Source organism: Hyphomicrobium sp. (genome assembly GCF_041659645.1).
Classification (GTDB): Bacteria; Pseudomonadota; Alphaproteobacteria; order Rhizobiales; family Hyphomicrobiaceae; genus Hyphomicrobium_B.
In genome coordinates, this window is the sequence record NZ_JBAZXX010000003.1 from 637,587 (window position 1) to 656,341 (window position 18,755).

Annotated in this window: 20 protein-coding genes; 15 read left to right on the forward strand and 5 right to left on the reverse strand. The window is 60.4% G+C overall.

Features of this window, described 5'->3' with window-relative positions; translation table 11 throughout:
• Positions 1-55: 55 nt before the first annotated feature.
• From dnaK to hrcA, 3 genes are all read right to left on the reverse strand, one after another.
• The gene (gene dnaK, locus WC811_RS13010) at positions 56-1,984 is read right to left on the reverse strand and encodes a molecular chaperone DnaK (protein WP_372645189.1); all 1,929 of its coding nucleotides are present in this window, start codon (positions 1,982-1,984) and stop codon (positions 56-58) included.
• Positions 1,985-2,338: 354 nt separating this feature from the next.
• Positions 2,339-2,992: a nucleotide exchange factor GrpE gene (gene grpE / locus WC811_RS13015; RefSeq protein WP_372645191.1), complete on the reverse strand. Its 654-nt coding sequence runs from the start codon at positions 2,990-2,992 to the stop codon at positions 2,339-2,341.
• A gap of 126 nt (positions 2,993-3,118) precedes the next feature.
• Positions 3,119-4,192 (reverse strand): heat-inducible transcriptional repressor HrcA, encoded by a 1,074-nt coding sequence (hrcA, locus tag WC811_RS13020; RefSeq protein WP_372645778.1) that lies wholly within the window; start codon positions 4,190-4,192, stop codon positions 3,119-3,121.
• Between the two features lie 173 nt (positions 4,193-4,365).
• On the opposite strand from hrcA, the gene rph reads away from it, so the two are divergent.
• The 8 genes from rph to WC811_RS13060 all read left to right on the forward strand — a co-directional run bounded on the left by rph (position 4,366) and on the right by WC811_RS13060 (position 10,374).
• Complete coding sequence (gene rph, locus WC811_RS13025) at positions 4,366-5,079, forward strand: ribonuclease PH (RefSeq protein WP_372645193.1); 714 nt, start codon at positions 4,366-4,368, stop codon at positions 5,077-5,079.
• Between the two features lie 33 nt (positions 5,080-5,112).
• Positions 5,113-5,538 (forward strand): DUF1772 domain-containing protein, encoded by a 426-nt coding sequence (locus tag WC811_RS13030; RefSeq protein ID WP_372645195.1) that lies wholly within the window; start codon positions 5,113-5,115, stop codon positions 5,536-5,538.
• A complete protein-coding gene (locus WC811_RS13035) occupies positions 5,523-5,960 on the forward strand; it encodes a VOC family protein (RefSeq protein WP_372645197.1) in 438 nt (145 codons plus the stop codon). The genes WC811_RS13030 and WC811_RS13035 overlap by 16 nt, the downstream gene beginning before the upstream one ends.
• A complete protein-coding gene (locus WC811_RS13040; protein WP_372645199.1) occupies positions 5,957-6,835 on the forward strand; it encodes a non-canonical purine NTP pyrophosphatase in 879 nt (292 codons plus the stop codon). The genes WC811_RS13035 and WC811_RS13040 overlap by 4 nt, the downstream gene beginning before the upstream one ends.
• Positions 6,828-8,144 (forward strand): radical SAM family heme chaperone HemW, encoded by a 1,317-nt coding sequence (gene hemW, locus WC811_RS13045; protein ID WP_372645201.1) that lies wholly within the window; start codon positions 6,828-6,830, stop codon positions 8,142-8,144. The genes WC811_RS13040 and hemW overlap by 8 nt, the downstream gene beginning before the upstream one ends.
• Positions 8,145-8,153: 9 nt before the next feature.
• The gene (locus WC811_RS13050; protein ID WP_372645203.1) at positions 8,154-8,735 is read left to right on the forward strand and encodes a YqaA family protein; all 582 of its coding nucleotides are present in this window, start codon (positions 8,154-8,156) and stop codon (positions 8,733-8,735) included.
• A 14-nt stretch (positions 8,736-8,749) separates the two neighbouring features.
• Positions 8,750-9,277, forward strand: a complete 528-nt coding sequence (locus tag WC811_RS13055; protein WP_372645205.1) for a disulfide bond formation protein B — start codon at positions 8,750-8,752, stop codon at positions 9,275-9,277.
• An 878-nt stretch (positions 9,278-10,155) separates the two neighbouring features.
• On the forward strand, positions 10,156-10,374 hold the full coding sequence (locus tag WC811_RS13060) for a hypothetical protein (protein WP_372645210.1): 219 nt from the start codon (positions 10,156-10,158) through the stop codon (positions 10,372-10,374).
• 15 nt (positions 10,375-10,389) lie between these two features.
• Here WC811_RS13060 and WC811_RS13065 read toward each other — a convergent pair whose 3' ends face one another.
• Together WC811_RS13065 and WC811_RS13070 are read right to left on the reverse strand one after the other, a co-directional pair.
• Positions 10,390-10,950 carry an HNH endonuclease gene (locus WC811_RS13065; RefSeq protein WP_372645212.1) on the reverse strand — a complete coding sequence of 187 codons (561 nt, stop codon included), beginning with the start codon at positions 10,948-10,950 and terminating at the stop codon, positions 10,390-10,392.
• A 133-nt stretch (positions 10,951-11,083) separates the two neighbouring features.
• Positions 11,084-11,779, reverse strand: a complete 696-nt coding sequence (locus tag WC811_RS13070) for a DNA-3-methyladenine glycosylase (RefSeq protein ID WP_372645214.1) — start codon at positions 11,777-11,779, stop codon at positions 11,084-11,086.
• Positions 11,780-12,233: 454 nt separating this feature from the next.
• Between WC811_RS13070 and gluQRS the strand changes: the two genes are divergently transcribed.
• From gluQRS to WC811_RS13105, 7 genes are all read left to right on the forward strand, one after another.
• Positions 12,234-13,094, forward strand: coding sequence for a tRNA glutamyl-Q(34) synthetase GluQRS (gene gluQRS / locus WC811_RS13075; protein WP_372645216.1), 861 nt, complete (start codon positions 12,234-12,236; stop codon positions 13,092-13,094).
• Between the two features lie 257 nt (positions 13,095-13,351).
• On the forward strand, positions 13,352-13,750 hold the full coding sequence (locus tag WC811_RS13080) for a hypothetical protein (protein ID WP_372645218.1): 399 nt from the start codon (positions 13,352-13,354) through the stop codon (positions 13,748-13,750).
• A 97-nt stretch (positions 13,751-13,847) separates the two neighbouring features.
• On the forward strand, positions 13,848-14,789 hold the full coding sequence (gene rsmI / locus WC811_RS13085) for a 16S rRNA (cytidine(1402)-2'-O)-methyltransferase (RefSeq protein ID WP_372645220.1): 942 nt from the start codon (positions 13,848-13,850) through the stop codon (positions 14,787-14,789).
• Positions 14,786-15,169 carry a YraN family protein gene (locus WC811_RS13090; protein ID WP_372645222.1) on the forward strand — a complete coding sequence of 128 codons (384 nt, stop codon included), beginning with the start codon at positions 14,786-14,788 and terminating at the stop codon, positions 15,167-15,169. Before rsmI ends, WC811_RS13090 begins: the two co-directional genes overlap by 4 nt.
• Positions 15,170-15,614: 445 nt before the next feature.
• A complete protein-coding gene (locus WC811_RS13095) occupies positions 15,615-16,178 on the forward strand; it encodes a F0F1 ATP synthase subunit delta (RefSeq protein WP_372645224.1) in 564 nt (187 codons plus the stop codon).
• 125 nt (positions 16,179-16,303) lie between these two features.
• Positions 16,304-17,833: a F0F1 ATP synthase subunit alpha gene (atpA, locus tag WC811_RS13100; protein ID WP_372645226.1), complete on the forward strand. Its 1,530-nt coding sequence runs from the start codon at positions 16,304-16,306 to the stop codon at positions 17,831-17,833.
• A gap of 25 nt (positions 17,834-17,858) precedes the next feature.
• The gene (locus tag WC811_RS13105) at positions 17,859-18,743 is read left to right on the forward strand and encodes a F0F1 ATP synthase subunit gamma (RefSeq protein ID WP_372645228.1); all 885 of its coding nucleotides are present in this window, start codon (positions 17,859-17,861) and stop codon (positions 18,741-18,743) included.
• Positions 18,744-18,755 lie beyond the last annotated feature (12 nt).

An 18,755-nucleotide genomic window follows, 5' to 3' on the forward strand; every position in this document is an offset into this window, starting at 1 on the left:
ATCCCGAAACCGGTGATATGCCACGACAGCCCGAGGGCGATTCTTAATTCGACTCTTAAGCCGATTTCTTCCGGTCGTCTTTGACTTCTTCGAAATCGGCATCGACGACATCGTCGCCGCTTGCGGATTTCTCAGGCGCGGCCTCAGCACCGCCATCCATGCCCTCGGCGCCGCCCTTGGCCGTGTAGACGGCTTCGCCGATCTTCATGGCGACCTGGGTCAACGCGGTCGAAGCGGAACGGATGGCCTCGGCGTTTTCGCCAGCGATTGCTTCCTTAGCGGCAGCGATCGCGGTTTCGACGTCGCCCTTGATGGCGGCGACGGCTGGGATCGAGCCGTTCTCGGCAAGCGATTTCTCGGTGCCGTGGATGAGGGCTTCCGTCTGGTTGCGGACCTCGACGAGCTCGCGGCGCTGCTTATCTTCGGCAGCGTGAGCCTCAGCATCCTTGACCATCTTGTCGATGTCGGCGTCGGACAGACCACCCGAGGCCTGGATGCGGATCGACTGTTCCTTGCCCGTCGCCTTGTCCTTCGCCGAGACGTGGACGATGCCGTTGGCGTCGATGTCGAACGTCACTTCGATCTGCGGCACGCCACGCGGAGCTGGCGGAATGCCGACGAGGTCGAACTGGCCGAGGACCTTGTTGTCGGCCGCCATTTCGCGTTCACCCTGGAACACGCGAATGGTGACGGCGTTCTGGCTGTCTTCGGCGGTCGAGAAGGTCTGGCCCTTCTTGGTCGGGATCGTCGTGTTGCGATCGATCAGGCGAGTAAAGACGCCGCCGAGTGTTTCGATGCCGAGCGACAGCGGCGTGACGTCGAGCAAGAGAACGTCCTTGACCTCGCCCTGCAAAACGCCGCCCTGGATCGCAGCGCCAATGGCCACGACTTCATCCGGGTTGACGCCCTTGTGTGGCTCCTTGCCGAAGAGCTGCTTCACGACTTCCTGGACCTTCGGCATACGCGTCATGCCGCCGACGAGAACGACTTCGTCGATCTCGGCAGCCTTCAGGCCGGCGTCCTTCAGAGCCTTTTCGCAAGGGGCTTTGGTGCGGTTGATCAGGCCATCGACGAGGCTTTCGAGCTTGGCGCGCGTCAGCTTCATCGTGAGATGCTTGGGACCGGTGGCGTCGGCCGTGATGAACGGCAGGTTGACCTCGGTCTGAGGAGCGCTCGACAGCTCGATCTTTGCCTTTTCGGCGGCTTCCTTCAGGCGCTGGAGCGCAAGCTTGTCGGAGCGGAGATCGATGCCCTGCTCTTTCTTGAACTCGTCGGCAAGATAGCTGACGAGGAGCATGTCGAAGTCTTCGCCGCCGAGATGGGTATCGCCGTTCGTCGACTTCACCTCGAAGACGCCGTCGCCGATTTCTAGAATCGAGACGTCGAAGGTGCCGCCGCCGAGGTCGTAGACAGCGATGGTCTTGGCTTCTTTTTTCTTATCGAGGCCGTAGGCGAGGGCTGCGGCTGTCGGCTCGTTGATGATGCGCAGAACCTCGAGCCCCGCGATCTTGCCCGCGTCCTTGGTCGCCTGGCGCTGCGCATCGTTGAAGTAAGCCGGAACGGTGATGACGGCCTGCGTCACCTTCTCGCCGAGCTTGGCTTCGGCGGTTTCTTTCATCTTCTGGAGAATGAAAGCGGAAATCTGCTGCGGAGAATATTGCTTGCCGTGGCTTTCGACCCAGGCGTCGCCGTTCGTGCCTTTCACGATCTTGAAGGGAACGAGCTTCAAGTCCTTCTGCACATCGGCGTCGTCGAAGCGGCGGCCGATCAGGCGCTTGATCGCGAAAAAGGTGTTGGTGGGGTTGGTAACAGCCTGGCGCTTGGCCGGCAGGCCGACGAGGCGTTCGTCGTCAGCCGTAAATGCAACGATAGAGGGGGTGGTGTTGGCGCCCTCGGAGTTTTCCAGAACTTTCGGCTTCCCGCCGTCCATGACGGAGACGCACGAGTTGGTCGTGCCGAGGTCGATACCGATTACTTTAGCCATTCGCGTCAATCCTTCATAAGTTGCGGCAGACCGGGTGGACCCTGTTTGGCATCCAACGTGCTCCCCAACGAGAGGTCAGAGGCACCGGTCCCCAGGATTTCAATTGTGTGACCGACGGTTATATAGGGGCCTGATTTGGGCGTGCAACGCTTCTTATCCCCTCCATAGATCAACTTTATCACCCTTCGATTGCGTGAAAGCCGGTCCACCCGCGTTGACTCAGCGCATCGATTTGCAAGTTTTTTTCAGCAGTTGAAGCGCTTCACTCTCGCGGGATCACGCTTTCAAGCCTTTCCTGTCCGCAAAGTCCTAACGCCCGGTAACGACGTCGCAGGGTCGCCTCGTTCTCCCCAATCAGGCTGAGGGAGGCGGCAACTCCTCGCCAATATCTTCGGGGCCCGTGTCATCGGCTGCTGCGGTTTTCGGACCGCCGCCGCGCGAAACGACGACCATCGCCGGGCGCAGATTGCGGTCGTCGATCATATAGCCGACCTGATAGACCTGAAGCACCGTCCCGGCAGGGACGCTGGGATTCTCCTGCTCCATGACCGCCTGATGATGGTGGGGATTGAATGGCTGGCCCGAGGGATCGATCGCATGGACGCCGTGGCGTTCGAGGGCGGTCTTGAAGTCGCGTTCGGCGAGGGTGACGCCTTCGAGCAGGGTTTTGAGCGCCGGATCGGTCTCGACGGCGTCCTTCGGAACGGCGGCTATGGCGCGCTGGAAATTGTCGCCGACCGATAGAATGTCCTTGGCGAACCGGGTGATCGCGTACTTCGCGGTCTCTTCCTTTTCCTTTTCGAGGCGGCGGCGGACATTTTCCGTCTCCGCGACGGCGCGCAGGAATTGGTCCTGCTTGGCGGCGACTTCGGCCGTTTTCTTCTCCAGGTCGCCTTGAAGCGCGGCGATCATGGCTTTTAGCTGGTCAGGGCTGACGTCGCCCGTTTCAGGGGGCGTTGCCGCGGACGGCTGAACGGTTTCGTCGATGGGCTTCTTGTCGTCGCTCATTTTTCTCTTCGCTGGAATAGCTATGCAAAAAATCCGGGTCCCGGGGTATCGGCTGCGAAGCCGTAAAAATCAAGGCGGTTCGGCTGCGGGGCGTCAGACGGTCCGTTGAGTATCCTGCGGCAAACTTTAGCCGATCAACCGGCTTATGAGCTTGGCGGTGTAATCCACCATCGGGATGATGCGGGCATAATTGAGCCGGGTCGGACCGATAACGCCAAGAACGCCGACGACATGGCGGGTCTGGTCCCGGAATGGGGCAACGATCAACGATGATCCCGACAGCGAGAACAGCTTGTTTTCCGAGCCGATGAAGATGCGGACACCTTCAGCGGAGTCGGACGCACCCAGCAATTCGACGATATCCTGCTTCGACTCAAAAGCTTCGAAGAGCTGACGGATGCGTTCAAGGTCGTCGGCAGCGGTTACGTCTTTCAGCAGATTGCTCTGGCCGCGCACGATCAGGCTCTTGCGATCGTCGGTGACGCCGGACCATTCGGCGAGACCCGCTGTGATCACCTTCTGCGTCAGTTGGTCAAGCTCGGCCTTGGCGGCGCCGAGCGACTTTTCGAGTTCGGCCTTGGCCTCGGCGAGCGTCATGCCGCGCAGATGGGTATTGAGATAGTTGGACGCCTCTTGCAGGGCAGACGGCGGCAGCCCATCCGGCAAGTTGATAATGCGGTTTTCGACGTTCTGGTCTTCGTCGACGAGGATCACGAGGCCGCGTCCGGGCTCCAGCGGCACGAACTCGATGTGCCGCAAGCGCGCGACCTGCTTCTCGGCCAGCACGACACCGGCGCAATGGGAAAGGCCCGACATCATCTCGCCGGCTTCGGTCAGGAGCTGATCGACCGACCTCTCGCGCCGGAAGGCGACCTGGGCTTCGATCTGGCGGCGTTCTTCGGGCGTAATGTCGCCGACTTCCAGAAGGCCGTCGACGAATAGCCTCAGTCCGAGCTGGGTCGGCAGGCGGCCCGCAGACGTGTGTGGTGCAACGATGAGGCCGAGTTGCTCCAGATCCGACATGACGTTGCGGATCGACGCGGGCGAAAGGGCAATCGGCAGGGCGCGCGACAGATTGCGCGATCCGACCGGTTCGCCCGTTGCCAGATAGCTCTCGACGATACGCCGGAGGATGGTCCGCGACCGCTCGTTAAGCTTTTGCAGCTGGGTTTTGCCGTCCAGGAGGGGCGCCACCACCATTTGCTCTTCTATGTTCACGGGGGGAATCTATGAATGACGGGACCCTACGTCAAACATTGTAGCGCCGCTCGGCCGGTCGCACCCCCCTTATTTCCGATAAAAAGGTTTCCGGTTGAAGGCCGGGGGGCCCTTCATTAGGGTCGCGGCCGCAATACCAACAATTCAGGGAACCCATGCGACCTTCCAAACGCAAGCCAGACGAGTTGCGCCGTGTCTCGATCGAGCGCGCCGTTTCCAAATATGCCGAGGGCTCTTGCCTCATCAAATTCGGCGATACCCATGTTCTTTGCACGGCGAGCTTGGAAGAGCGTCTCCCGCAGTGGCTCAAGGGACAGGGTCGGGGCTGGGTCACGGCCGAATATTCAATGCTGCCGCGGTCGACGCACGACCGCACCCGCCGTGAGGTGACGAGTGGTCATCCGTCGGGCCGGACGCAGGAAATTCAGCGCTTGGTGGGCCGAGCGCTTCGTGCCGTCGTCGATCTGACGAAGCTCGGCGAACGCCAGATTACCGTCGACTGCGACGTCATTCAGGCTGACGGCGGCACGCGCACGGCGTCCATCACCGGCGCGTGGGTGGCTCTGCACGATTGCATCCAATGGATGAAAATGCGCGATATGGTGAAGGACAATGTCCTCCGCGATCACGTGGCGGCCGTTTCGTGCGGGCTCTACAAAGGCGAAGCCGTGCTTGACCTCGATTATGCCGAGGACAGCAACGCGGACACGGATTCCAATTTCGTGATGACCGGGTCCGGCGGCATCGTCGAGATTCAGGGAACGGCAGAGACCACGCCGTTCACGGAAGAGAAGTTCGCCGAGCTGATGGGGCTTGCCAAGAAGGGGATCGGCGAACTCGTTCAGCTCCAGAAGCTGACGGTCGCCTAAGCCGGTTCAAAGGCCGCTTGAAGGATTCTGGCCATGTTCGGACCTTTCGCCCTTGCCGTCGCCGCGCTCTTCACGGGCGCGGCGATCTATATCAATTGGGCGGAACAACCGGCGCGGCTTTCTCTCGATGATCGTGCGATGCTCGCGGAATGGAAGCCAAGCTATTCGCGCGGGTTCACGATGCAGGCGTCGCTCGCGGTGATTGGTTTCATTCTCGGCACGCTCGAATGGCTGGTGACCGGCAAGGTGATCTGGCTCGCGGGCGGGGCCGCGCTGCTCGCGAATTGGCCGTTCACGATTTTTGCAATTCTGCCGGTGAACCGGATACTGGAAGAAACGCCTATCGAGCGCGCAAACGAAGAGACGCGGGCGCTCATCGAACGATGGGGTATGCTGCACGGCGTCCGGAGCGCGCTCGGAGCTTTCAGCCTGGGACTGTTCCTATGGGCGTCGATCTGAATTCGCCGCCAGCGCCGCTCGGTGTCCTTGAAACGGTTCTCTATGCCGACGACCTTGTGGCCATCGAAGATTTCTATGGCCGCGTGCTTGGGCTTAAACCTTTTGCCGCCGTCGCCGGACGGCACATCTTCTATCGCTATGGACCGCAGATGCTTTTGATTTTCAATCCGGCCGTTACTCGCCTTCCGCCCGTTGCTGGTGCGCTGCCGGTGCCGCCACACGGCGCGGACGGCGAAGGGCATATCTGCTTTCGCGCGACGGCCGACGATATCGCGGCTTGGCGGGTGCGGCTCTCAGCACTTGGTGTTCCGATAGAAGCCGATTTCGAATGGCCGGGCGGCGGCCGATCGATCTATTTCCGTGATCCGGCGGGCAATTGTCTCGAATTCGCGGAGCCGCGCATCTGGGGGATGGCGCGATGAAACTCGCGAAAGGCATGAAGCTCGTCGTCGCGAGCCACAACCCCGGCAAGGTGTGGGAGATCAATCAGCTCATCCAGCCTTACGGGCTCGACGCGGTTTCGGCGGGCGAGGTGGCGCTTGCCGAGCCTGAAGAGACCGAGACGACGTTTGCGGGGAACGCGCGGTTGAAGGCCGTCGCGGCGGCGGAGGGTTCAGGCTTGCAGGCGCTTGCGGATGATTCCGGTCTCGAAGTCGAATGCCTCGACGGGGCGCCTGGAATCTATTCGGCGCGCTGGGCGGGGCCGGGCAAGGATTTCGGTCTGGCGATGCACACGGTCGCCGGCGAGATCACCGCGCGCAACGGTTGGATCGCGGGCGGCCCGCGAGCGAATTTCATCTCGGTATTGTGCCTCGCATCGCCCGGCGGCGACGTGGAGATTTTCGAAGGCAAGGTGTTCGGCCATCTCGTCTGGCCGCCGCGCGGCGGTAACGGCTTTGGCTACGATCCGATGTTCGTGCCGGACGGCGAAACTCGAACCTACGGGGAAATGGAGCCAGCCGAGAAGTACGCGAACTCACATCGGACGCGCGCCTTCGCGGCGTTTAAGGTTGCGATGCTTGATGGCATCGCGCCAACGGCGGCACCGGCGAATGTTGGGAGAGATGTTGCGGCGCTTTCCGCTGCGGCGGCGAGTCTTTCGACGCGGGCGGAGGCTGCTGCGTTCGTCGATCGTCTCAAAGCGGATCTCGTCGCGCATCGCGAAGACTGGAAAGCCGAGACGCTCGATACTTTTCTTGAAGCGCTGGGTTGGCAGCTTGCCAATTTGCCAGCGAACGACGAGCCTGCGTGGCGGCTATTGGCCAAGGCGCTGCTGGCCGCGAGCGATCATGATTGACGGCAACACCACGTTCGGCGTTTACGTCCATTGGCCGTTCTGCGCGCAGAAGTGCCCTTATTGCGACTTCAACAGTCACGTGCGCCACAAGGGTTGGGACGAAGAGCGCTTCCTGTCTGCTTACAAGCGCGAGATCGATTGGGTGACGGACCGCATCGGATCGCGCGTCGCGACAAGCGTGTTTTTCGGCGGCGGTACACCGTCGTTGATGCAGCCTTCAACGGTCGGCGCGATTATCGAACATATCGCGAAGCGTTGGGGCATCGCACACGACGCCGAGATCACGCTCGAAGCCAATCCAGGAAGTGTCGAAGCTGCGCGCTTTCGTGGATTTCGCGATGCGGGCATCAATCGCGTTTCGATCGGTGTGCAGTCGTTGCGCGATGAGGAACTTCGCAAGCTCGGGCGCATCCATACCGTTCAAGAAGCGAAGGCGGCGCTTGGCGTTGCACGCGCGACATTCGATCGATTTTCGTTTGACCTCATCTATGCGCGGCCGGGGCAGACGGCGGACGGATGGCGGCGCGAGCTTGCCGAGGCGCTTGACCTCGCGGGCGATCATCTTTCGCTTTACCAGCTCACCATCGAGCCCGACACGCCCTACGCGGCGCTTCACGCCGCTGGGAAGCTCGTAATTCCGGACGATTACGATGCGAGCACGCTTTACGAGCTCACCGAAGAGATGACGGCGGCGCGCGGTCTCGCGGCGTACGAGGTTTCGAACTACGCGCGGCCCGGCTCCGAAAGCCGGCACAATCTGCTCTACTGGCGTTATGGCGAATATGCTGGGATCGGGCCGGGCGCGCATGGGCGCATCGTTGCCGATGGTTCGCGTGAAGCGACGGTCGCGGAGCGCAATCCGGAAGCCTGGGTGGGGCGGGTCGAAGCTGACGGCAACGGCTTCGTCGAATTGACCGGGCTTGCGCAAGCCGAGCAGGCGGACGAACTGCTGCTGATGGGACTGCGGCTCGCGGAAGGCGTGGACCTTGCCCGCCTAGCCGAGCTTGGTGGTGTTTGCCCAAGTGCCGCGGCGATTGAGGAGCTTACCGGTCTCGGGCTGCTGCAGGCCGCCGTTCCGGCTCCCCTGGCCTCAGGCGGAAACTGGCGGCAGAATGAACTCGATGAGATCGTGGCCTGCGCCGGACCGGGGTTGCCCCCGGACGCCCGGTCGCCGCCTCCATCTGGTTCCGCTCCTGGCCGCATCCGGGTTACGCCGCATGGTCGCCTGGTGCTGAACGCTGTTGTTGCAGAACTTTCAAACAGCTTTCAACCCGTGGGCCGCATAGACAAGCTCCGAGCCGCCGTTTAATCAGCGCGGATGCTGAGGGGACTTTACGATTGGACAATGCGAACGGCGGCCAGCAAGGAGGCGCCGTGGGCGCTTGCCGTGGTCTCGTTCGTCGAAAGCTCGTTCTTTCCGATCCCGCCCGACATCATGCTCATCCCGATGGTGCTCAGCAACCGGCAGAAAGCCTGGTGGTACGCAACCATCGCAACGGTGGCGTCGGTCCTTGGCGGCATCCTTGGTTACGCCATCGGCTACTTTCTTTATGACGCAGTCGGTCTGCCGATCCTGAAATTCTATGGGCGTGAGCACGCGCTCGACAGCTTCATTACGTTCGTACAGGAATACGGGGTGCCTGCCGTCATCATCAAAGGCATGACGCCGATCCCGTACAAGGTCGTGACGATTGCTGCTGGCGTCGGGAAGATGAACCTTCTGGCCTTCATCGGCGCCAGTATCATTGCCCGCGCGATGCGCTTCTATCTGGTGGCAGGTCTCCTATATTTCTTCGGCGAGCCGATCCGCGCTTTCATCGAGAAGCGGCTGGGGCTGGTGATGGCAATATTCCTCGTGCTGCTGATCGGCGGTTTTGTCCTTATCAAATACATCTTCTAGCGTGGGTCGTGGTCATGGCGTTTGCGGAACGGTCGGGGCGGGGATCGGATTACCAGTTCGGTGCGCTCGCGCTTTTTTTCGCGATGTTCACGATACTGACGGCGCTCGGCTTTCAATACATTGGCGGCTATGTGCCGTGCATGCTCTGCCTGCTTGAGCGGTACGCGTATTACGCGGGAATTCCGCTTCTTTTCATTGCGTTAGTCCTTACCGCGGGCGGCCATCGACGGTTCGCGTCGGTATTGTTTTTCATCGTTGCTCTGGCGTTCCTGGCAAACACTGGGCTCGGCGTCTATCACGCCGGGGCCGAGTGGAAATTCTGGCCCGGTCCGACAACGTGCGGAGGCGGAGAATCCCTGACGTCGTCGGCGGGGAACCTCCTGAATGACATTCAGCACATCAAGGTCATCAAGTGCGACGAGGCGTCGTTACGTTTCCTTGGCATCTCGTTCGCCGGCTGGAATGTCGTCGCGTCGGCGATGCTGATGGCGATGTCCTTCGCTGCGGCGTTCGCCGCCTGGGCCCGAAGCCGGACGGCTTAACGGCGAGTTTGCGGCTCCGCACCGCTTCGGCGCTTGTCCACAATTCTCTATGCGCGCGAAAACGTTGAATTTGTTGCGTCCTTGATACTGTCAAGGCGCGAGGTCGGCGAATATCACCGGTAAGCCAGAATCGCGCCTTCGCGTTGCCCGAATGTGACGGCTATTCTTGCTTCGTTCGCGGAACACACAAGCTAGTCGATGTGGATTGCGTGGATATCGCTCAAGCGTTGGGAGCCTTCTCGTGGTGTGTGCGTTGGGTTTTTCGAGTGCGATGCTTGGGACGAGTGACAGCAGTTCATTGTCGACGGGCCAGTCCGCCCCGTCTTTGAGTACGCGTGGCGTTGTTGCGTTTGGGTTGCGTAGCGTTGAGTCTGAGTGCGGACAGAGTCCGAAAGACGTTCTGTCCGGGGCGTTTGAAAAGCTTAGGCGAACTGCGTCGACAAACTCGTCAATGCGTATGTCTTTGCGGTTCGCCCGCACCTCTCAAGAGGATCGCAGTCGCGGTTCAACGGAGAATGCGGTTGCGGAGGATTCGGACTGGCGAACGGTTGGAGACGTGGCGAGCGATGTGGTGCGGAATGTCATCATCGCGGCGGCCCTCGCGAAGGCGCGGTAGGTCTCCGAGGTTTGCGTAACGGTCGTGTTCACGTGCGTGTCGGTTTTGTAGGGCGTTGGATAAAAAGGATTTCGGAGAGCATCGGCTTTCCAACGAGCTGGCAGACGCACGGAGCGTGATTCGAGTTAGCCCTCAATCGAGACATCATGTGACAAAGTCTCGCGTAGTGATGTCACAGCGCTCTGTGTGTCTGCCGCCAGCGTTGGAAACGCGGAAGCGTCGGAAATCGTTCCAGGATTATCGGTTTAGCGGAGTGCGATAAATGACCCCCTCGGTTCCAGATCACTTGAGCCCCGTTCAGTGGCATCAGGCCGTTGCGGTAAGCCGCGAACAGTGCGCGAGGATCTTTCGTGACGGCGGTTCGCCGGGCGATGCTCTCATCGCGTTCGGTTTGCAATCCGAATCGGAGGCGCATTGGGAACGCGTTGTCGATCTCGTTGCAGCCGAGCTTTGCGCGCACCCGATCAAACGGGCCGCCTGAGCCGTTGCCGACCTGCTACGGTTCGAGTTCGGTATCCCAATAGAGATAGTCGAGCCAGCTTTCGTGCAGGTAGTTCGGCGGGAAGAGCCGTCCGTTGCGATGCAGTTCGAAGACGGTCGGCCGATAGGGCTCGTGCGCCGGGAACATTCCGGCCGCACGCGGCATCAGTCCGCCCTTCTTCAGATTGCACGGGGCACAGGCCGTGACGACGTTATCCCATCGCGTCTGGCCGCCACGCGACCTCGGAATGAGATGATCGAATGTCAGGTCGCTCTTGTCCCCGCAGTACTGACAGGAGAAACGGTCGCGCAGGAAGACGTTGAACCGTGTGAAAGCCGGATAAAGCGCCGGCTTCACATATGTCTTCAGCGAAACGACGCTCGGCAGCTTCAGCTCGAACGACGGGCTTCGAACATATCGTTCGTATTCGGAAACGATATTCACGCGGTCGAGAAAGACCGCCTTCACCGTGTCCTGCCAGCTCCATAGAGACAGCGGATAGTAGCTGAGCGGCCGGAAGTCGGCGTTCAGTACGAGAGCCGGACAATTGTCCGGTATTGTCACGTGAGCATTCACAGTCGCGCAAACCTCGCGGGTTTTCGATCCGTCGAATCGCGTGTTGGCCCCACTTGGACGCCGGGATACTAGCCGCGCGTATCAGTTCTGTGAAGCATCCGGCCCGATCTGTCGCAGAACTGAGTTTGCCTATTTATTTCAGTGTCTTGCTGGATTTTGCGATAATCGGCTTTTTGGCTTTCCCCAGAAGAGCGCGGCGTGCGACGGCGTAATCGGCCCATAAGAGCTGTGCGGCGACGGCGCGAGCAGGCCGCCAGCGTTCGGCGATACGCACGAGTTCGTCGGCCGTCGGGCGGCGTTCGAGCCTGAAATGGTGTTGAGCCGCGAGTTGCAGCGCGAGGTCGCCCGGAGCGAACGCGTCGCGGCGGGCCAACGCGAACAAAAGATAGATGTCCGCCGTCCAGGGGCCGATGCCGTAGATCGCCGTCAACCGCTCGACGATAATGTGATCGTCGGCGGTGTTGAGCTGTTCAAAGTCGAGGCCGTCTTCAATGACGGCGCGGGACAGAGCGCGGAGCGTTCGGATCTTGCCGTTCGAAAGTCCGAGAAGCTTGAGATCGTTGTCGCTCGCATCTCGCATCGCTTCCGGTGTAAATGGAAAAAGTGCGCCTGCGACGCGCGCCCATATCGCGTTGGCGCTTTGAGTGGAGAGTTGTTGACCGACAACGATTTTTGCCAGCCCGGAGAAATCGGCGGGAAAATCTCTCAGTGACGGAAGGGCCGTGCGCTTCAATATGCGCGACATAATCTTGCATTGCCCGGCAAGCATTAAAGCTGCCGCCTTGAGTTGGCGTTCGGTCGTCACTGTCGCATGTTGCCGACGAGCCAAACTCGTTGCCCTCCGAGTGCCTTGTCTTGTTTATTTCGCGACGGATCTTATCGTTCAACCTCGCTCCTTCTAAAGGAGGGCATAGAAAATGACACGGATTGCTGGAATTTTATTGGTGGCGCTTTTGATCGCTCTCATGATTTCGGATGTTGCTGCTCTGCAATTTTGATAGCGCGTAGGTTCGTCGCGGCATTGTCGGTTGTCACGCTTTCGCCATCGCTTGATCTGACAAATTCGGGATCGGGGATTGTCGAAACCTTTTGATCTGCCGCCCGTCTCTTGGCGCGGCAAAAATATGCGCCGGTGAGCGCGTCGTAATGTCGTGCGGTCCTGCGATCGCCGCCGTGGATTTCGTCAACAGTTGGGTCATAGTCAAAGCCATGAGTTATCGGACCAGAGAGTGCGTTGCCTGTAATCGCGTCGTTGACGCAAGCCGCATGAGCCATAGCGAGTGATGTCGTCCGTCACTCGTTTCGCGCCTTCGCCCAATGGTCTTTTGCACGTTGGTCATGCGCTTTCCGCCATCATCGCCCACGATACGGCGCGCCGCAACGGCGGCCGCTTTCTGTTGCGCATCGAAGACATCGATCTCGAGCGCCGCCGTCCTGAATTCGTGACAGCCATCTTTGAAGATCTCAATTGGCTTGGACTGAATTGGGAAGAACCGGTGCTCGTGCAATCGGAGCATTTCTCGGATTATCTCGCGGCGGCCGATCGGCTCATCGCGATGGGCTTGCTTTATCCGTGCTTCGCGACACGAAAAGAAATCGCGGAGGCCGCCGATCCGGCGAAGATGGACCCCGACGGTGTCCCGCTCTATTCCGGTATTTGGCGCGGCGCTTCGGCGGAAGCTGTCGGCCAACGCATGGCGGCGGGAGAAAATCCGGCGCTCCGCCTCAATATGGACGGCGCGCTGCAAGCCTTGAAAACGAAGCGCGGCAGCAAGCCATTGACGTTCATCGAGGTCGATGATGACGGCGGACAAAAGACCGTCACGGCCGATCCGCAGCTTTGGGGCGATGCGGTGATCGTGCGCAAAGAGGTTCCGGCGAGCTATCATCTTTCCGTTGTCGTTGACGATGCGCGGCAAGGCGTGACGCATGTGACGCGCGGCCAGGACCTGTTGGCGGCGACCGATCTGCAACGGCTCCTGCAAGAGCTTTTGGATTTGCCCGAGCCCGTCTATTCGCACCATCGCGTCATCCGCTGGTCGAACGGGCGGAAGCTTTCGAAATCGAACCAGGACATGGGACTTCGCGCGCTTCGGGACGAAGGGGCGACGGCGGACGATATCCGGCGGGTGATATTCGATTAGAGATATTTGTCGGATTCGGCTCATGCCGCGTGAGCGATTTAAGACGGTGCCGTTTCATATTGATTCGGCGCCGTTACCTTTTTTGGCCAGCTCATTTTCTGATTTATTGATTCGCTCCGGTATTTTGCGGCGATATCTCGCCGATTTTATTCGAATTCAAAAAATAAATGAAAAGCGATTGGGGCTTTACTTGTAACTTTGGCCAAATCACTGCAATTTTAATCAATCTCTAATCTATCCACCGGATTCTTGCGTTTATGGCAGATACACCGAACATGCTCGTTGTCGGAGTTTCCGTCGCAATTGCGCGGGGGCTGGCAATTGCACGCCAATTCGTTCTGTGGGCTTTCGCGGACGAGCCGGCGCAAAGGGAATTGCCGAAGCGGAGCGAGCCCCGCCGTCTGTCGATCGCAGAGCAGTGGACGTATCTTTCCGATATCGTCATGGGGGCGGCTTCGCGCGCCGAAGAGGCGACTCGCTGCCATGCCTCTGCAACCCAGCAGCTTGATCTGGCGCAATATGCCCTGACGTCGTTGGTCGACGAATTGTCGGCCGTGATGGATATGGGTGGTCGCCGCCGTCGCGCGACCGTCCATACGCTCGGCGTCACCCCTTCGCCGTCGCTGATGCCGATCGGCGCCGCGATCGCGGCTTAGGCCGTCTCAACGCAGATCTCGTCGCGAAAGCTTTCGGCGGCCGTCCCGGGTTGATAAGGGTAGTGCTGCCTGCACCCCCGGGAATGAGACGATCCGCGTGTCCGACGACCACACATCCTTTTCAGCAGAAACGCCCCCATCGCAAGCGCCGGCTCTCGGTCCGGCATCGCGAGCGGAAGCCGCGATCGCGGCGCTGTTGTCCGCGCCGTTGGCTCCGGGGCTCTATCTGGTTGCAACGCCGATCGGCAATCTCGGTGATATTACGCTTCGGGCGCTTTCGGTGCTGGCGCGCGCCGACATCATATATTGCGAAGATACGCGGCATTCCGCACGGCTTCTCCAGCATTACGCCATCGCGACCAGGACGCGGCCGTTCCACGACCACAACGAGGACCGCGAAAGCGAGCGCGTCATTGTCGAACTCAAATCGGACAAGCGCATCGCAATCATATCGGATGCTGGAACGCCGCTTCTGTCCGACCCGGGATTCAAGCTCGTAAGGGCGGCGGCGGCCGAGGGAATTCCGGTTTTTGCCATTCCGGGCGCGTCGGCGCTTTTGTCGGCGCTGACGACCAGCGGTCTGCCGACCGACGCTTTCTTTTTCGCCGGCTTTTTGCCGCCCAAGCAAGCGGCGCGGCGTGCAAAGCTCGCGGAATTGTCGGCAATTCCGGGAAGTCTCGTATTCTACGAAGCGCCGCATCGTGTCGCGGAGACGATTTCGGACATGGCGAGTTTGCTTGGCAGCCGGCAGGCGGTCGTGGCGCGGGAATTGACGAAGCTCCACGAGGAGATCGTGCGTGGCAGCCTGGGAGAACTCGTCGAGGCAATACCGGAGGACGGCCTTAAAGGCGAGGTCGTCATTGTGGTCGGGCCGGAGCAGGCGCAAGCGGTTAGCGACGAGATGCTGACGGCGCGTCTGGCGGCTGCTCTGGAGGTTATGAGCCTCAAGGATGCCGCGAAGGCCCTTGCGGACGAATTCGGAGTTCCGAAGGCACGGGTTTACGGGCTTGGCCTGAAGGCGAAAGACGGGCAGCGATGAATTCAAACGTCAACGATGAATTGCGACAGCGCGTCGAGCGGCGGCGGCGGCAACGTAGCGGGCACACGGCCGAAACGATCGTCGCGGCCGTCTATATGGCGACGGGGCACCGAATTCTCGGGCGGCGCTTCAAGACGCCCGTCGGCGAAATCGATCTGATCGCGATCCGGAGGAACCGCGTGGCCTTCATCGAAGTGAAGAAGCGCCAGCGCACCGAAGACGCGGAAGACGCCATCACGCTGACGATGCGTCGGCGGGTGCGGCGTGCGGCCGATCTCTGGCTTGCGCGCAATCCGCAATATCAGGAGCATGAGATCGGGTTCGATCTGGTGTTCGTCCTGCCCTGGCGTTTCCCGATCATCATGCGGGACGCGCTCTGAATTAAGTGGGTCGAAAAAAAAATAGGCCCGCCGAAGCGGGCCTGGAGTTCTGGGACGTGAAGTGCAGGGACGGTAAACTTGCAAGTGGGCCTGGCGGCGCTCCGCATCTTGATTGCTGTTTAGCAAGTCGAGGCTGAACGCAATTTGAACGACGCCTGAGACCTTCGTTCATGGTTTGTGGACCGTGCCCGAGCGAAAAGAGCCGTAAAGGCCTGAAATTTGGGCTCGGTGCGACATTGTAATGCGGCAACGCGCCCTCTTGGCGCACGGTTGAAGCCTTCGGGAGTGCATGTTAAGGACAGCCCGGCTTTGGAAGGGGGCGGCTGGTGGGTTTCGGCCCCGTTCGCTCTTTTTTTGTCAAAGGCCTTTCCTTGGAGCGGGCGCATTTTAGGGCCTCTTTCGTGCCCCGCCCTCTATGCGCCCTGATGCGCGAGGTGAGAGCGACGTGGCGACGGACAATACAAGCGTTGATGGGGTCGCCGGACGTTATGCGTCGGCTCTGTTCGATCTCGCAAACGAGAATTCAGCAGTCGAAACCACAGAGAGCGATCTCGTGAATTTTCAGGCGCTTCTGGATGAAAGTCCGGATCTCGTGCGTTTGGTGCGCAGCCCGGTGATCGCGGCAGACGATCAGGCGAGGGCTATTGCCGTCCTTCTCGAAAAGGCGGGTATCGGCGGTCTCACCGCCAACTTCCTGAAGCTCGTGGCGGCCAATCGACGTCTGTTCGTCATTCAGGACATGATCAAGGTCTATCGTTCGCTTGCAGCCAAGGCGCGCGGCGAGATCACGGCGGAAGTGACGAGCGCGTTCGCGCTCAACGACGAGCAAGTCGCGTCGCTGAAAGAGACGCTCAAGGCGTCGGTCGGCAAGGATGTGACGCTTCAGTCGCGCATCGATCCAAGCATTCTCGGCGGCCTGATCGTGAAAGTCGGCAGCCGCATGATAGACTCCTCGCTCAAGACCAAGCTTCAAAACATGAAGACGGCGCTGAGCGGAGCCGGGGCCTAAGGCCTAGCGGTTTCGCTGACGGTCATCGGACCGGGCGGCGCTACGGCGAGGTTCGCGCTTAACACATTAAAATACGGGGCCGGATCAGGCTCCGATAAATGGAAACGACCAGGGAAGAGGTCTCAATGGAAATCCGGGCCGCAGAAATTTCTTCGATCCTCAAGGATCAGATCAAAAACTTCGGCAAGGAAGCCGAGGTTTCCGAAATCGGTCAGGTGCTGTCGGTTGGCGACGGCATCGCGCGCGTTTACGGTCTCGACAACGTCCAGGCTGGCGAGATGGTCGAGTTTCCGGGCGGCATTCGCGGGATGGCGCTGAACCTCGAAGCCGATAACGTCGGCGTCGTTATTTTCGGCGACGACCGCACGATTAAAGAAGGCGACACCGTCAAGCGTACGGGCGCCATCGTCGAAGTTCCGGTCGGCAAGGGTCTGCTCGGACGCGTTGTCGACGGTCTCGGCAACCCGATCGACGGTAAGGGTCCGATCAAGTCGGACAAGAAAATGCGCGTCGACGTCAAGGCGCCGGGCATCCTGCCGCGCAAGTCGGTGCATGAGCCGATGGCAACGGGTCTCAAGGCCATCGACTCGCTCATTCCGATCGGCCGCGGTCAGCGCGAACTCGTGATCGGCGACCGCCAGACGGGTAAGACGGCGGTCATTCTCGACACCTTCCTCAATCAGAAGCCGCTCAATGCCGGCACCGACGAGAACGCGAAGCTTTATTGCGTCTACGTCGCCGTCGGTCAGAAGCGTTCGACAGTCGCGCAGTTCGTAAAGGTTCTGGAAGAACGCGGCGCTCTTGAGTATTCCATCGTCGTCGCGGCTACCGCGTCCGATCCGGCTCCGATGCAGTACCTCGCGCCGTTCACGGGCTGCACAATGGGCGAATACTTCCGCGACAACGGCATGCACGCCGTGATCGCCTATGACGATCTCTCGAAGCAGGCCGTCGCTTATCGTCAGATGTCGCTTCTGTTGCGCCGCCCGCCGGGCCGCGAAGCCTATCCGGGCGACGTCTTCTATCTTCATTCTCGTCTGCTTGAGCGCGCCGCGAAACTCGGCGACGCTGCGGGCAATGGCTCGCTGACAGCGCTTCCGGTCATCGAAACGCAGGGCAACGACGTGTCGGCGTTCATTCCCACGAACGTTATTTCGATCACCGACGGCCAGATCTTCCTTGAATCGGACCTGTTCTATCAGGGCATTCGTCCGGCCGTGAACGTCGGCCTTTCGGTGTCGCGCGTCGGATCGTCGGCGCAGACGAAGGCGATGAAGCAGGTTGCCGGTAAGATCAAAGGCGAGCTGGCTCAGTATCGCGAAATGGCGGCCTTCGCGCAGTTCGGCTCGGACCTCGACGCCGCGACGCAGAAGCTGCTCGCACGTGGCGCGCGCCTGACCGAGCTTTTGAAGCAGCCGCAGTTCTCGCCGCTCAAGATGGAAGAGCAGGTTGCGGTGATCTTCGCGGGTACGCGCGGTTATCTCGATAGCATTCCGGTCTCGGCGGTCGGCAAGTTCGAGCAAGGTATTCTCGCCGGACTTCGCGCGGAGAAGACGCTGCTCGACACGATCGCCAAGGAGAAAGCCTTGTCGGGCGACTCTGAGAAGAAACTGGTCGAGTTCCTCGACAAGTTTGCCAAGGGTTTTGCAGCTTAATCGGGTTCCTTGAGGAGAACGCCCGATGGCGAGCTTAAAAGATATGCGCAACCGCATCGCCTCAGTGAAGGCGACGCGGAAGATTACGAAGGCCATGCAGATGGTTGCGGCGGCAAAGCTGCGCCGGGCGCAAGAAGCAGCCACAGCCGCCCGGCCGTACGCCGAGCGGATGGCAGCGGTGCTCGGAAGCCTTGCTTCGAAGGTTGCCGACAAGAATGGGGCTTCGCCGCTTCTGGTCGGGACCGGTAAGGATCAAGTTCACCTCATGATCGTCATGACGGCTGAGCGCGGTCTCTGTGGCGGCTTCAATTCGAATATCGCGAAGCTGGCGCGTGCGGATGCCAACCGTCTGATCGCCGCCGGCAAGACGGTGAAGATCCTGACGGTCGGCCGCAAAGGCGCAGATAACCTTCGTCGCGACCTGGGCCGGAATATCGTGGAGCGCCGCGACTTCCAGGGCGTGCGTCAGCTGACGTTCGTGCATGCGGAAGGTGTCGCGAAGCGTATCCTCGAAATGTTTGAGGCAGGTGAGTTCGACATCGCGACGCTCTACTTCTCCGAGTTCAAATCGGTGATCGCTCAGAAGCCGACGGCGCTGCAGCTCATTCCGGCGACGGTCAATGAGACGACGCCGGAAGCCGCCAAGGGTGCCGGGGCCGTTCACGAATACGAGCCGAGCGAAGAGGAGGTCTTGAGCTTCCTGCTGTCGCGGAATATCTCGACGCAGGTTTTCCGCGGGCTGCTTGAAAACTCGGCTTCGTTCTACGGCGCGCAGATGACGGCGATGGACAACGCCACGCGCAACGCCGGTGACATGATCAATAAGCTGACGATCAAGTACAACCGCCAGCGCCAAGCGAACATCACGAAGGAACTGATCGAAATCATTTCAGGCGCGGAAGCGGTCTGATCCGGAGGTAGT